Origin of the sequence: Aeromicrobium sp. Root344 (genome assembly GCF_001425755.1) — a bacterium.
In the GTDB taxonomy this organism is placed as follows: domain Bacteria; phylum Actinomycetota; class Actinomycetes; order Propionibacteriales; family Nocardioidaceae; genus Aeromicrobium.
Genome location: NZ_LMDH01000001.1, coordinates 3,654,686 through 3,666,498, shown reverse-complemented (window position 1 = coordinate 3,666,498; position 11,813 = coordinate 3,654,686). Strand labels below are relative to the sequence as shown.

The window sequence follows — 11,813 nt, the reverse complement described above, 5'->3', positions numbered from 1 at the left end:
CGCCCACCTGAGACAATGCAGTGTGACCGCGACCTTGACCGACAGTCCCTTCCTGCAGGCAGCTCGTCGCGACCGCCCCGCCCACACGCCGGTGTGGTTCATGCGTCAGGCCGGTCGCGCGCTGCCGGAGTACCTCGCCATCCGCGAGGGCGTCCCGATGCTCGAGTCGTGCTTCCGCACCGACATGGTCGTCGAGATCACGATGCAGCCCGTGCGGCGCTACGGCGTCGACGCCGCGGTCTTCTACTCCGACATCGTCGTGCCGCTCAAGGCGATCGGCGTCGACCTCGACATCGTCCCGGGCACGGGGCCGGTCGTCGCCGAGCCGATCCGGACGCTCGCCCAGCTCGACCAGCTCCGCGACCTCGAGCCCGACGACGTCACGCCGATCACCGACGCCGTCACCGCCCTGGTCGGCGAGCTCGGAGCGACGCCGCTGATCGGGTTCGCCGGTGCGCCGTTCACGCTCGCGTCCTACCTCGTCGAAGGTGGTCCGTCGCGCGATCACCGGTTGACCAAGCAGCTGATGTACTCCGAGCCCGACCTGTGGCACGCACTGCTCGCTCGCATCGCCGCGATCGCGGGTCAGTTCCTGCGCCTCCAGGTCGAGGCCGGCGCCTCCGCGATCCAGCTGTTCGACTCGTGGGCCGGCACCCTGTCACTGGCCGACTACGAGACGTACGTGAAGCCGCACTCGGCCGCGGTGCTCGCGTCGGTGGCCGACCTTGACGTCCCGCGCATCCACTTCGGTGTCGGCACGGGCGAGCTGCTGCACGCCATGGGCGATGCCGGCGCCGACGTCGTCGGCGTCGACTGGCGAGTGCCGCTCGACGAGGCCGTACGCCGCATCGGCCCCGGCAAGGCGGTGCAGGGCAACCTCGACCCGGCTGCGGTCTTCGCGCCCACCGCGTTCCTGCACGCGCGCGCTGCCGAGGTCATCGAAGCCGGACGCGCCGCGGAGGGCCACATCTTCAACCTCGGCCACGGCGTCACGCCGGCGATGGACCCCGACGCGCTCACGCGCCTCGTCGAGTTCGTCCACGCCTACGAGCCCCGCAGCTGACATGCGCGTAGCAGTCGTCGGCGGCGGCATGTCCGGCCTCGCCGCCGCGTACGAGCTGGTCGCGGGCGGCGCGGAGGTCGTCGTGCTGGAGGGCTCGGGCCGCTTGGGCGGCAAGCTCAAGCTCGGCTCCGTCGGCGACCTGACGCTCGACCTCGGTGCGGAGTCGATGCTGGCCCGACGGCCCGAGGCGCTCGACCTGGTGCACGCCGTCGGCCTCGACGAGCGGGTCGTCAACCCGCGTACGATCACGGCCTCGATCTGGACTCACGGAGCGCTCCGGGCCATGCCGCCGTCGGTGATGGGCATCCCGGCCGACGTCGACGCCCTGACTGCGTCCGGCATCGCCACGGTCGATCCGCAGGTCGTACCGGTGCCTGACGAGGACGTCTCCGTCGCGTCGTTCGTCACCGAGCGCCTGGGCCGCGACGTGCTCGACCGTCTGGTCGAGCCCCTGCTCGGAGGGGTCTATGCCGGGCACACCGACGCGCTCTCGCTGCGGGCGACGACTCCGCAGATCGCCGCGCTGGGTCCCGATCTGCTCGCCGGTGCCACGACGGCGCGCGCTGCCGCGAGTGCGACCGGGCCCGTGTTCGCGGGGCTCGTCGGGGGAGTCGGCCAGCTGCCGGCCGCGGTCGCCGCGACGTCAGGCATCGACGTACGCCTCGACGCCACGGTGCGCGCCATCACGCGTACGTCCGATGGTTGGCGGCTCTCGGTGGGGCCGACGACCGATGTGGAGCACCTCGACGTCCACGCCGTGGTGGTCGCGGCACCGGCACCGGCGGCAGCTCGCCTGATCGCCGACGACGCTCCTGACGCGGCGTTCGCGCTCGCGGCGATCGAGTACGCCAGCATGGCGATCGTCACCTATGTCTTCGACGAGCCACCGGCGTTCGACGGCTCAGGCTTCCTGGTCCCGCCCGTCGATCACACGTTCATCAAGGCCGCCACGGTGTCGTCCAACAAGTGGGAGTGGGTGGCCGACTCCGGCCGCACGGTCATCCGGGCTTCGGTCGGCCGGGCCGGCGAGGCCACGCTGCTGCAGCACGACGACGGGGACATCGCGGCCCGTGCACTGGCAGACCTGCGCACGGCGTTCGGCAGCCTGCCCGATCCCGTCGACCAGGTCGTGCAGCGCTGGGGTGGCGGCCTGCCGCAGTACGACGTCGGGCATCTCGACCGGGTCGCGATCGTCGAGCGCTCGATCGCCGCCGTGCGGGGCCTCGAGGTCTGCGGAGCCGCCTACAACGGCGTCGGCATTCCGGCCGTCATCGCGTCGGGCCGGGCGGCTGCGCGGCGCATCCTCGACGCTGGGACAATGGGGGCATGAGCGACCGAGTGGAGAACAAGGGCAAGCTGGCCAAGGAGATCAACGACACGATCCGCTACACGATGTGGTCGGTGTTCCGTCTCGAGCGCCCGCTCGGCGACGCACCGCGTGCCGCGTTCGCTGCTGAGGTCGACGAGCTGATCGGCAAGCTCGCCGCCGACGACGTCGTCGTGCGCGGCACGTACGACGTCAGTGGCCTGCGGGCCGACGCCGACCTGATGGTGTGGTGGCACGCCCCGACGAGCGACGCCCTGCAGGTGGCCTACAACGCGTTCCGCCGCACCGAGCTCGGCTCGCACATGGCGCCGGTCTGGTCGCAGCTCGCGCTGCACCGGCCCGCGGAGTTCAACCGCTCGCACATTCCGGCCTTCATGGCCGAGGAGGAGACGCACCCCTACGTCTGCGTCTATCCGTTCGTGCGGTCGTACGAGTGGTATCTCCTGCCCGAGGAGGAGCGCCGCGACATGTTGCGCGAGCACGGCATGCAGGCGCGCGACTACCCCGACGTACGCGCCAACACCGTCGCGTCGTTCGCCCTCGGCGACTACGAGTGGATCCTCGCGTTCGAGGCCGACGAGCTGCACCGCATCGTCGACCTCATGCGTGAGCTGCGGGCCAGCCGCGCCCGCCGGCACGTACGCGAGGAAGTCCCGTTCTACACCGGCCGCGCGCACTCGGTCACCGAGCTCACCGAGCTCTGGCCGTAGCTAGTCCGAGTCCGTGCAGGGTGCGATCAAGTCGTTGCCCTGGTCATCGTCGAATCGCTGGTCGAACTGCTTGTCGGCATCTTCGCCGACGCAGAAGGTGATCCCGGTGCCGCTCCTGAAGCTCTTCGAGTGGCCGCGCACCGTGTAGTCGATCACGAAGTCGACGGCCGCCGCCGGCAGGTGAGCCCGGTCGGGAAGCCGCAGCTCGACGATGACGTCGCGCAGGTCGTTGTGCTGCGGACTGCATCGCGTCGACAACGTCCGGGTCGGCGGTGAGATCAGGGGTGGGTCGATCTCCTTCAGGTAGGCCGCGATGTCGCCCCTGACGCGGTGACTCGTGGCAGCGGCAGGAGCCACCGCGAAGTCCACGAGCTTGACTGCGTTGATCGTCTTGCCGATGCGCACGTGGGTGATCTTCACCTGGGCTGGGCCCTTCTTGCAGACCCGCGCTGCGGCGAAGGTGTACGTCGCCTCAGGCGCCGCGTCCGAGACGAGCCCGACGAAGGACGAGCCATCCGTGGACACGCGGGTGGACGCCTGAGTGCGGAACCCGTTGGCCCAGGTGGCGCCAGCGGTGAGGGCCACGCCCACGACGAGGCCGATGGCGAGGAAGAGCAGGCGTGAGCGCATGCGCCCACGCTAGGGGACGGGGTGTCTCTCTCGGGCGCGAACGCGGGAATGCGTCAGGCGTCGGGCTGCAGCGTCAGCGCGACGCCGTTGATGCAGAACCGCTGGTCAGTGGGCGTCGGGAACCCTTCGCCCTCGAACACGTGGCCGAGGTGTGAGCCGCAGCGCGAGCAGCGGACCTCGGTGCGTACGCCGCCGAAGACCGAGCGGTCCTCGATGTACTGGACGCGGTCCTCGGCGAGCGGAGCATAGAACGCCGGCCACCCGCAGTGCGCGTCGAACTTGGTCTCGCTGCGGAACAGCTCGGCGCCGCAGGCACGGCACGCGTAGACCCCGACCGTCGGGTCGGTCTCGTAGGACGAGCTGAACGGCCGCTCGGTGCCCTGCTTGCGCAAGACCTGGTACTCCTCGGGGCTGAGCTCGGCCTTCCACTCTTCCTCGGTCTTCTCCACGTCGTACGTCATGCGTTCAGCCTACGACGTGACGCACGCTCAACGCTGGGCGTCGAACGGAACGTGCTCGAGGAGGTGGACGCTCGGCACGTCGAGCTTGCGCTGCGCGCGGGCCGTCCAGTCGATCCGCAGGAACTCCTGCACGATGTGGGGCTCGGTGAGGATGATGGCCTCCGACGAGCCCGTGTCCTTGACGAGCTGGACGAGCGCATCGATCGGGTCGTCCTCGGTCAGCAACGCGGAGACCTGCTGGCCGCGGTCGGTGAGCAGCGCGGCGCTGGCGTCGAGCTCGGACTGCCCGGCCTTGACGATCTCGTCCTGCACGTCCTCGATCGCGTCGGTCTCGCCGATCGGCACGATCTGGCCCGAGCCGAGAGCGCTCATCGATGACGTCAGGATCGCGTTCGAGCTCTCGACCGGGAGCAGGAGGTGATAGCGGACCGTGTCGTCGAGCCCCTCGTGGAGGGCGATGATCTGGTCGGCATCGAGGTCGTTGAGCTGGCGCTCGATGAGCAGAGCAACGTCATACATGTGTCGTGATCCCTTCGTCGGCTTCACCTTACGGTGGAGCGTCCCGGCCGCCCGCGACAGGATCCATGTTCGGGCATACTTCGGCCATGGCCAAGTCGTTGGATGCGCTGCTCAGGGTGACCGCGCCGGTGGACCTCTCGACGTACGACTCGCGCGCGACGACGGGGTTCGACGGCAAGAAGGCCGACGCCAAGAAGCAGCTGGCCGCGTTGGGCGAGGAGCTCAGCGACCTGCAGGAGAGGCTGTTCGCCGGCGGACGATCCGGCGCGAGCCAGACCCGCGTGCTCGTCGTCCTGCAGGGCATGGACACGTCCGGCAAGGGCGGCATCATCCGCCACGTGGCTGGTCTCGTCGACCCCCAGGGACTCGCGATCACCTCGTTCAAGAAGCCCACCCCGGAGGAGCTCGAGCACGACTTCCTGTGGCGAGTCGAGAGCCGGCTGCCGGAGCCCGGCGAGATCGGCGTCTTCGACCGCTCGCACTACGAGGACGTCCTGATCGGCCGGGTGCGCCAGCTGGCGACGCCCGACGAGCTCGAGCGACGCTACGGTGCGATCAACGACTTCGAGAAGGCGTTCACCGACTCCGGCGGAGTCCTCGTCAAGTGCTTCCTGCACATCACCCGGGACGACCAGAAGGAGCGGCTCGCTGCGCGCCTCGACGACCCGACGAAGCACTGGAAGTACAACCCCGGGGATCTCGACGAGCGCATGCTCTGGGACGACTACCAGCACGCGTACGCCGTGGCGCTCGAGCGGTGCTCGACCGATCACGCGCCGTGGCACCTCGTGCCGAGCGGCCGCAAGTGGTACCGCAACTGGGCGGTCGCGACCCTGCTGCTGGAGCAGCTGCGCAGCCTCGACCTCGGCTGGCCCCGGGCCGACTACGACGTCGAAGCCGAGAGGGCCCGGCTCGCAGGGATGTGAGCCGGGCCTTCTCGGTGTTGCCTAGGCGAACAGCGCCTCGAACGGAACCAGGTCGACGGCACCGACGGCGTAGCGGGCCAGGATGACCCGGGCCACCTCGACGTCGACGCCCAAGGGCTCGGCGACGGCCACAGCACCGGCCTCGTAGGCCAGCTCGGCGACGCGGTCGGGCAGGACGCCCGGCGCGAGGAAGAGCTGACCGACCGCGATGTGACGGCGGCCGTCGGCGCGATGCGTACGCACCGCCTCACCTGCGGCGGGCGGGACCGCCGAGGCGAACGCGGCGATCGTGGGCAGCTTGTGGTGCGCACCCCACGCGCGGGCCGCCCGGGAGATCGCCGCGTTGGCGATCGGGTCGGACGAGCCGGCACCAGCCAGGACGAGGGCGTCGAGCTCGCGCACGCGGTTCTTCGACAAGGCCTCGCGGAGCCGCTTGTCGAGCACGTGGAAGAACGCGTTCTCGATGCCGAGGACCTTGGTCGCCTCGATCTTGATGCCGTCGTGGCGCGCCAGGGCGCCTTTGATCACCTGCGGCACGTCGACGTTGGCGTGGAACGCCTCGGTCAGCAGCAGCGGGACGACGACGATCTCCTGGAATCCCTCGGCGACGAGCTGGTCGACGACGCGGTCGAAGTCGGGCTCGGCGAGGTCGAGGAACGCAGGCTCCACGCGGAGGTCAGGACGCATGCATGCGACCAACTCCGTAAGGGCTGTGATGGTCTCGGCAGAACGCGGGTCGCGGCTGCCGTGCGCAAGAGCAATGAGTGCTGGTGCGGTCATGATGCATCCTCCTTTCGAGATGGTGCTGTGGGTGAGTCGTGGGTGGTCAGGTTGCTGGGGGAGAGCTGGCCGATGAAGCCGAGGCGAAACGCCCTCAGACACGATCGGCACTCCCACTCGCCGTGCGTGTCGCCATGGGGACGCAGGTCCTCGTCGGCGCAATAGGGGCAGTGGAACGGCACGGCACGGGCGGTCATCTGAGGACCTCCTCGTCGGCGCGAGCGACCCAGCGGGCGAAGGACTCGGCGTCCTCACGCTGCTCGAGGTACGTCCGCGAGAGCTTCTCGATGTAGTCGGGGAGGTGATCGCCGATGACCTTGTGCGCGCGCAGCTTGCGGCCGAATCCGGCCTCGAGCCCGAGCGCGCCACCGAGGTGCACCTGGAAGCCCTCGACCTGGTTGCCGGCCTCGTCCATCACGAGCATGCCCTTGAGGCCGATGTCGGCGGTCTGGATGCGGGCGCACGAGTTGGGGCAGCCGTTGACGTTGACCGTGATCGGTGTGTCGAGCTCGGGCACGCGTTGCTCGAGCTCGCCGATCAGGTCCTTGGCACGGTCCTTGGTGTTGACGATCGCGAGCTTGCAGTACTCGATGCCGGTGCACGCCATCGTGTTGCGGCGCCACTGGGACGGACGTGCGTCGAGGCCGATCTCGGCGAGCGCCGCCACGAGCGACTCGACCTTGTCCTCGTCGACATCGAGCACGAGCAGCTTCTGCATCGGCGTCGTGCGTACGCGGTCACTGCCGTGTGCCTCGACGATGTCGGCGACCTGGTGCAGGAGGGTCCCGGAGATGCGTCCGACGGTCGCGGCGGCGCCGACGAAGAACTTCCCGTCGTTCTGGCGGAACACGCCGACGTGGTCGGCCGGGGTCTCAGGGGCCTCCGGCGCGTCGAGATCGACGAGCGTACGTCCGAGGTACTCCGTCTCGAGCACCTCACGGAACTTCTCGACGCCCCAGTCGGCGATGAGGAACTTCAGCCGCGCGCGCGTGCGCAGGCGGCGGTAGCCGTAGTCGCGGAAGATGCTGGTGACGCCCTTCCAGACCTCGGGCACCTCGTCGAGCGGGACCCACACGCCGAGCCGCTGGGCGAGCATGGGGTTGGTCGACAGCCCGCCGCCGACCCACAGGTCGAAGCCCGGGCCGTGCTCGGGGTGCACCGCGCCGGCGAACGCGATGTCGTTGATCTGCGGCACGACGTCGTGGCCCGGGTGGCCGCTGATCGCGGTCTTGAACTTGCGGGGGAGGTTGGAGAACTCCTTGTCCCCGATGAACTGGCTCTCGATCGCCTCGATCGCGGACGTGCCGTCGATGATCTCGTCCTCGGAGACACCGGCGACGGGGCTGCCGAGGATGACGCGGGGGCAGTCGCCGCACGCTTCCTGCGTCGACAGGCCGACCGCCTCGAGGCGGTTCCAGATCGTCGGGACGTCGCGGATGTCGATCCAGTGGTACTGCACGTTCTGGCGGTCCGTGAGGTCCGCGGAGTCGCGGGCGTACTCGACCGAGAGGTCGGCGACCGTGCGCAGCTGCTCGAGGTTGAGCTGGCCGCCGTCGATGCGTACGCGGAGCATGAAGTACGTGTCGTCGAGCTCTTCGGGCTCGAGCGTCGCGGTCTTGCCGCCGTCGATGCCGGGCTTGCGCTGCGTGTAGAGGCCCCACCAACGGAACCGGCCGCGCATGTCGCCGGGATCGATCGACTCGAAGCCGCGGTGTGCGTAGATGTTCTCGATGCGGGCGCGGACGTTGAGCGGGTTGTCGTCCTTCTTGGACTGCTCGTTGGCGTTCAGCGGCTCGCGGTAGCCCAAAGCCCACTGGCCCTCGCCGCGCTTGGGGCGCGGCCGACGGGCTGGTGTGTCGGTACCGGGTGCTGAAGCCATGAACGTCCCTTGGAGGCAGGGCACACGGCGATCAGGACGCTTGCGTCACGATGATGGTCGCCGCACGCCTGGATTGATCGAAATCAGAGCAGAGGTCGCGCGTTGATCAACGACACATCATGTTGCGGGCGCGACCGAGGTCGACGTGAAGTCGTCCCACGAGCCAGAGGGTCTGCGCAGCAAGCATGGAAACAGTGTGGCGGCGCGCTGAGCGTCGCGACAAGCACGGGTCTTAGTATGTGGGACGGCTATCCAAATGTCGAGATGGCACGCGGCAGTTGAGCGTGGAAGTGGGCCCCGTTGTGGGCTGGGTCACTCGGATGGGACGAGGGCGGTGACGGCGTACGCACCAACGATCGACGCCACGAGGGTCGTCCCGGCGGCCACGAGGGCGACGTCCCACGGCACCAGGTCGGCGGTCGCCAGACCGATCACCGCGGCAGGCTGGAACACCGTGAACAGACCCAGTGGCAGGACGGCACCGCCCACGACGGCCGGTATGCCTGACAGGGCCTCGGGTCCGCCACCGTCGATGCTGAGCGTGGTCCACGCCCCGATGAGCCCGACGACGGCTGCTCCCACGGCGGTGACGACAAGCCCTGGCTGCGTGAAGACCAGCGTGTCGCCGAGCCGGTCGTCGAGCCCGAGGGCAGCGAGTCCACCCAGCACGGCACCGACCGTGTGGGCCGCGAGGGCGGGCAGGATCGTCGCCCACGGCCGCCGGCCCACGACCGCGAGTGTCAGGACCGCTGCGGGGTTGGCGAGGCCGAGCGTCGACCGCTCGTCGGTGGAGTGCAGCTGGGCGTACCAGGTGAACAGGATCGCCACCGCCGCGACGGCTGCCACCGCGAGGGTGGCGTCGGCGGCGCGCAGGGCCAGGGCGGCAACGAGCGTCAGGAGCGCCGACAGCAGCGCCCCCATGGACAGAAGACGCATTCAGTTCTCCAGGTGAGGGGTGGCACGGGCGACGATGCCCGCGAGGTCGAGCCCGCGGGGGAGCGTCCCGAACGTGCCGCCCCAGTCGCCGGCGAGGCGTGAGGCGCAGAACGCGTCGGCGACGGCCGGGTCGCCGTGCTTGATGAGGACCGTGCCCTGGAGGGCAACGGCCATGCGGCCGGCGATGCGCCGCGCCCGCACCTCGACGTCAGTCAGGTCGGCCAGCTCGGTCAGCACCTCGTCGACGACGGCATCGAGCCGGGCATCCTCACCGCGTACGGAACCGACCTCGGTGATCCAGGCGTCGAGGCTCTCCGGCTCGCGACCCAGCGCGCGCAGCACGTCGAGCGCGTTGACGTTGCCGCTGCCTTCCCAGATCGAGTTGAGCGGCGACTCGCGGAACAGCAGCGGCATGCCCGACTCCTCGACGTACCCGTTGCCACCGAGGCACTCCAACGCCTCGGCGACCATGAACGGGGTGCGCTTGCAGACCCAGAACTTCTCGAGCGCCAGGCCGATGCGGCGCAACGCCTGCTCGTGGGGGTCGTTGAGGTGGTCGACCGCGCTGGCGAGGCGCAGCGCGACGAGCGTGGCCGCCTCGCTCTCGACTGCCAGGTCGGCGAGCACGTTGGTCATCGCGGGCTGGTCGGCCAAGGTCGCGCCGAACGCTGCGCGCTGCGACGCGTGCCACGCTGCCTCGGCCAGTGCCTTGCGCATGATGCCGGCCGAGCCGAGGATGCAGTCCATCCGCGTCGCCGACACCATCTCGATGATCGTGCGGATGCCGCGGCCCTCGTCGCCGAGGCGCACGGCGAACGCGTCGTTGAACTCCAGCTCGCTCGAGGCGTTGGACCGGTTGCCGAGCTTGTCCTTGAGCCGCACGATCGACAGGGCGTTGCGGGTGCCGTCGGGGCGTACGCGCGGCACCACGAAGCACGTCATGCCCTCGGGCGCCTGCGCCAGCACGAGGAACACGTCGTTCATCGGCGCCGACGTGAACCACTTGTGCCCAGTGACGAGGTACTCGCCGTGCGTCTCGGTCGGCACCGCGACGGTGGTGTTGGTGCGCAGGTCCGAGCCGCCCTGCTTCTCGGTCATCCCCATGCCGGCCAGCAACCCGGCCTTCTGCTCTGGGAGCCGGAGACCGAAGTCGTACGTCCTGGACGCCAGGCCCGTCGTCCACTGCTTGGCGAGCGCGTCGTCGGCGCGCAGAGCGGGCACGACGGCGTACGTCATGGTGATCGGGCACATGTGGCCCTGCTCGGTCTGGCCCCATGCGAAGAACCCGGCGGCACGCTGCAGGTGCGCGACGGGGCTCTGCGACACCCACGGCTCGGCGGTGAGGCCGAAGCCGACACCCTGCGTCATCAGCCAGTGCCAGGAGGGATGGAACTCGATCTCGTCGATGCGGTTGCCGTAGCGGTCGGCCGTGCGCAGGACGGGTTCGTTCTCGTTGGCCAGGTGCCAGTGCTCACGGGCCTCGGCGGACCCGGCCAGGCTGCCGAGCGGGGTCAGGGTCTCGACGATCTCGGAGCTGTGGTCGCCGCCAAATGCCCTCACGGCGTCGAGGAGAGCGTTGTCGGCCATCGCGACGTTGTATCCGACCAGTGGAGTCGCCTGGTTCGAAGGTGCACGCTGCAGGGGATCCATGTCGCTACGGTAGAGCCATGGCGGTTGAACCGGTAGGCCGACCGGCGATCCCCGAAGCAGGCAAGAAGCTCGTCGCCCGCACCGTCAGCAGCTGCTTCCGCTACCGCGTGACAGGCCTCGCTGCCGAGGCCGCCTTCTTCGCGATCCTGTCGCTGCCGCCGCTGGTCTTCGGCCTCGCCGGCACGATCGGGTTCATCGCCGAGCGCTACGAGGTCGCCAAGGTCGAGGTGCTGAGGGACCGGGTCATCGACCTCGCCTCGCAGGCGTTGACGCCGGACACGGTCGAGAAGGTCATCACCCCGACGCTCAACGACGTGCTCGGCGGTGGGCGCATCGACGTGATCTCGATCGGGTTCGTCCTCGCCCTGTGGTCCGGCTCCAGGGCCCTCAACGTCTTCATCGACACGATCTCGATCATCTACGGCCTCGGCGGGCACCGCGGCATCGTCAAGACGCGGGCGCTGTCGTTCGTGCTCTACATCGTCGCTCTGCTCGTCGGGATCGTGCTGGTGCCACTCGTGCTGGCCGGCCCGCAGGTCGCGGCCGACCTGTTGTCGGACCGGTGGGCGTTCCTGCGCTTCGTCTACTGGCCGGCGATCCTGATCCTGTCCGTCGGATTCCTCACGACGCTCTACCACCTTGCGGTGCCGGTCAAGAAGCGCTGGCGGCACGGGCTGCCGGGTGCCGTCTTCACGCTGTTCCTGTGGGTGTTCGGCAGCTATTTCGTCCGCTGGGCGCTGGGCTTCTCGACGGGTGGCACCTCGATCTACGGTCCGCTCGCGGCGCCCATCGCGGTGCTCCTGTGGTTGTACGTCCTGTCGATCGCGGTACTCATCGGCGCTGCGATCAACGCCGCCGTCGAGGAAGGGCTCGAGGAGATGGGCTGGTGGGGGCACCGCCACCCCGTGCTCCCGCCCGAACCGGCCTGACGG

General features: G+C 69.5%; 12 protein-coding genes. 5 read left to right on the top strand and 7 right to left on the bottom strand.

The window, feature by feature from the left end:
• Positions 1–22: 22 nt before the first annotated feature.
• The 3 genes from hemE to hemQ are packed head-to-tail and all read left to right on the top strand — an operon-like array spanning position 23 to position 3,100.
• The gene (hemE, locus tag ASC61_RS18170; protein WP_082530757.1) at positions 23–1,063 is read left to right on the top strand and encodes a uroporphyrinogen decarboxylase; all 1,041 of its coding nucleotides are present in this window, start codon (positions 23–25) and stop codon (positions 1,061–1,063) included.
• Between the two features lies 1 nt (position 1,064).
• Positions 1,065–2,393 carry a protoporphyrinogen oxidase gene (gene hemG / locus ASC61_RS18165; RefSeq protein WP_056214493.1) on the top strand — a complete coding sequence of 443 codons (1,329 nt, stop codon included), beginning with the start codon at positions 1,065–1,067 and terminating at the stop codon, positions 2,391–2,393.
• On the top strand, positions 2,390–3,100 hold the full coding sequence (gene hemQ, locus ASC61_RS18160) for a hydrogen peroxide-dependent heme synthase (RefSeq protein WP_056214490.1): 711 nt from the start codon (positions 2,390–2,392) through the stop codon (positions 3,098–3,100). Before hemG ends, hemQ begins: the two co-directional genes overlap by 4 nt.
• Here the strand turns inward: hemQ and ASC61_RS18155 are convergent, their stop codons facing one another.
• The 3 genes from ASC61_RS18155 to ASC61_RS18145 are packed head-to-tail and all read right to left on the bottom strand — an operon-like array spanning position 3,101 to position 4,710.
• Positions 3,101–3,730, bottom strand: coding sequence for a hypothetical protein (locus ASC61_RS18155; RefSeq protein WP_056214487.1), 630 nt, complete (start codon positions 3,728–3,730; stop codon positions 3,101–3,103).
• Positions 3,731–3,783: 53 nt separating this feature from the next.
• Entirely contained in the window at positions 3,784–4,191 is a 408-nt protein-coding gene (msrB, locus tag ASC61_RS18150; protein WP_056214485.1) for a peptide-methionine (R)-S-oxide reductase MsrB, read from the bottom strand.
• Positions 4,192–4,218: 27 nt separating this feature from the next.
• Positions 4,219–4,710: a hypothetical protein gene (locus ASC61_RS18145; protein WP_056214482.1), complete on the bottom strand. Its 492-nt coding sequence runs from the start codon at positions 4,708–4,710 to the stop codon at positions 4,219–4,221.
• Between the two features lie 86 nt (positions 4,711–4,796).
• On the opposite strand from ASC61_RS18145, the gene ASC61_RS18140 reads away from it, so the two are divergent.
• Positions 4,797–5,636, top strand: coding sequence for a PPK2 family polyphosphate kinase (locus ASC61_RS18140; protein WP_200935481.1), 840 nt, complete (start codon positions 4,797–4,799; stop codon positions 5,634–5,636).
• 21 nt (positions 5,637–5,657) lie between these two features.
• Here ASC61_RS18140 and ASC61_RS18135 read toward each other — a convergent pair whose 3' ends face one another.
• The 4 genes from ASC61_RS18135 to ASC61_RS18120 form a co-directional block, all read right to left on the bottom strand.
• Positions 5,658–6,416 (bottom strand): sirohydrochlorin chelatase, encoded by a 759-nt coding sequence (locus ASC61_RS18135; RefSeq protein WP_056214478.1) that lies wholly within the window; start codon positions 6,414–6,416, stop codon positions 5,658–5,660.
• Positions 6,417–6,609: 193 nt separating this feature from the next.
• Positions 6,610–8,295, bottom strand: coding sequence for a nitrite/sulfite reductase (locus tag ASC61_RS18130; protein WP_056214476.1), 1,686 nt, complete (start codon positions 8,293–8,295; stop codon positions 6,610–6,612).
• 312 nt (positions 8,296–8,607) lie between these two features.
• Positions 8,608–9,231 carry a hypothetical protein gene (locus tag ASC61_RS18125; RefSeq protein ID WP_056214473.1) on the bottom strand — a complete coding sequence of 208 codons (624 nt, stop codon included), beginning with the start codon at positions 9,229–9,231 and terminating at the stop codon, positions 8,608–8,610.
• Positions 9,232–10,881 (bottom strand): acyl-CoA dehydrogenase family protein, encoded by a 1,650-nt coding sequence (locus tag ASC61_RS18120; RefSeq protein WP_056214470.1) that lies wholly within the window; start codon positions 10,879–10,881, stop codon positions 9,232–9,234.
• Between the two features lie 17 nt (positions 10,882–10,898).
• Here ASC61_RS18120 and ASC61_RS18115 point away from each other — a divergent pair, with 17 nt between their 5' ends.
• The gene (locus tag ASC61_RS18115) at positions 10,899–11,810 is read left to right on the top strand and encodes a YihY/virulence factor BrkB family protein (RefSeq protein ID WP_082530755.1); all 912 of its coding nucleotides are present in this window, start codon (positions 10,899–10,901) and stop codon (positions 11,808–11,810) included.
• The last annotated feature ends 3 nt before the right edge of the window (positions 11,811–11,813 follow it).

What these genes read in the sequence shown, in the direction of transcription:
- hemG (WP_056214493.1), top strand. Translation starts at nt 1,065, where the DNA reads ATGCGCGTAGCAGTCGTCGGCGGCGGCATGTCCGGCCTCGCCGCCGCG.
- hemQ (WP_056214490.1), top strand. Translation starts at nt 2,390, where the DNA reads ATGAGCGACCGAGTGGAGAACAAGGGCAAGCTGGCCAAGGAGATCAAC.
- ASC61_RS18155 (WP_056214487.1), bottom strand. Translation starts at nt 3,730, where the DNA reads ATGCGCTCACGCCTGCTCTTCCTCGCCATCGGCCTCGTCGTGGGCGTG.
- msrB (WP_056214485.1), bottom strand. Translation starts at nt 4,191, where the DNA reads ATGACGTACGACGTGGAGAAGACCGAGGAAGAGTGGAAGGCCGAGCTC.
- ASC61_RS18145 (WP_056214482.1), bottom strand. Translation starts at nt 4,710, where the DNA reads ATGTATGACGTTGCTCTGCTCATCGAGCGCCAGCTCAACGACCTCGAT.
- ASC61_RS18140 (WP_200935481.1), top strand. Translation starts at nt 4,797, where the DNA reads ATGGCCAAGTCGTTGGATGCGCTGCTCAGGGTGACCGCGCCGGTGGAC.
- ASC61_RS18135 (WP_056214478.1), bottom strand. Translation starts at nt 6,416, where the DNA reads ATGACCGCACCAGCACTCATTGCTCTTGCGCACGGCAGCCGCGACCCG.
- ASC61_RS18130 (WP_056214476.1), bottom strand. Translation starts at nt 8,295, where the DNA reads ATGGCTTCAGCACCCGGTACCGACACACCAGCCCGTCGGCCGCGCCCC.
- ASC61_RS18125 (WP_056214473.1), bottom strand. Translation starts at nt 9,231, where the DNA reads ATGCGTCTTCTGTCCATGGGGGCGCTGCTGTCGGCGCTCCTGACGCTC.
- ASC61_RS18120 (WP_056214470.1), bottom strand. Translation starts at nt 10,881, where the DNA reads ATGGATCCCCTGCAGCGTGCACCTTCGAACCAGGCGACTCCACTGGTC.
- ASC61_RS18115 (WP_082530755.1), top strand. Translation starts at nt 10,899, where the DNA reads ATGGCGGTTGAACCGGTAGGCCGACCGGCGATCCCCGAAGCAGGCAAG.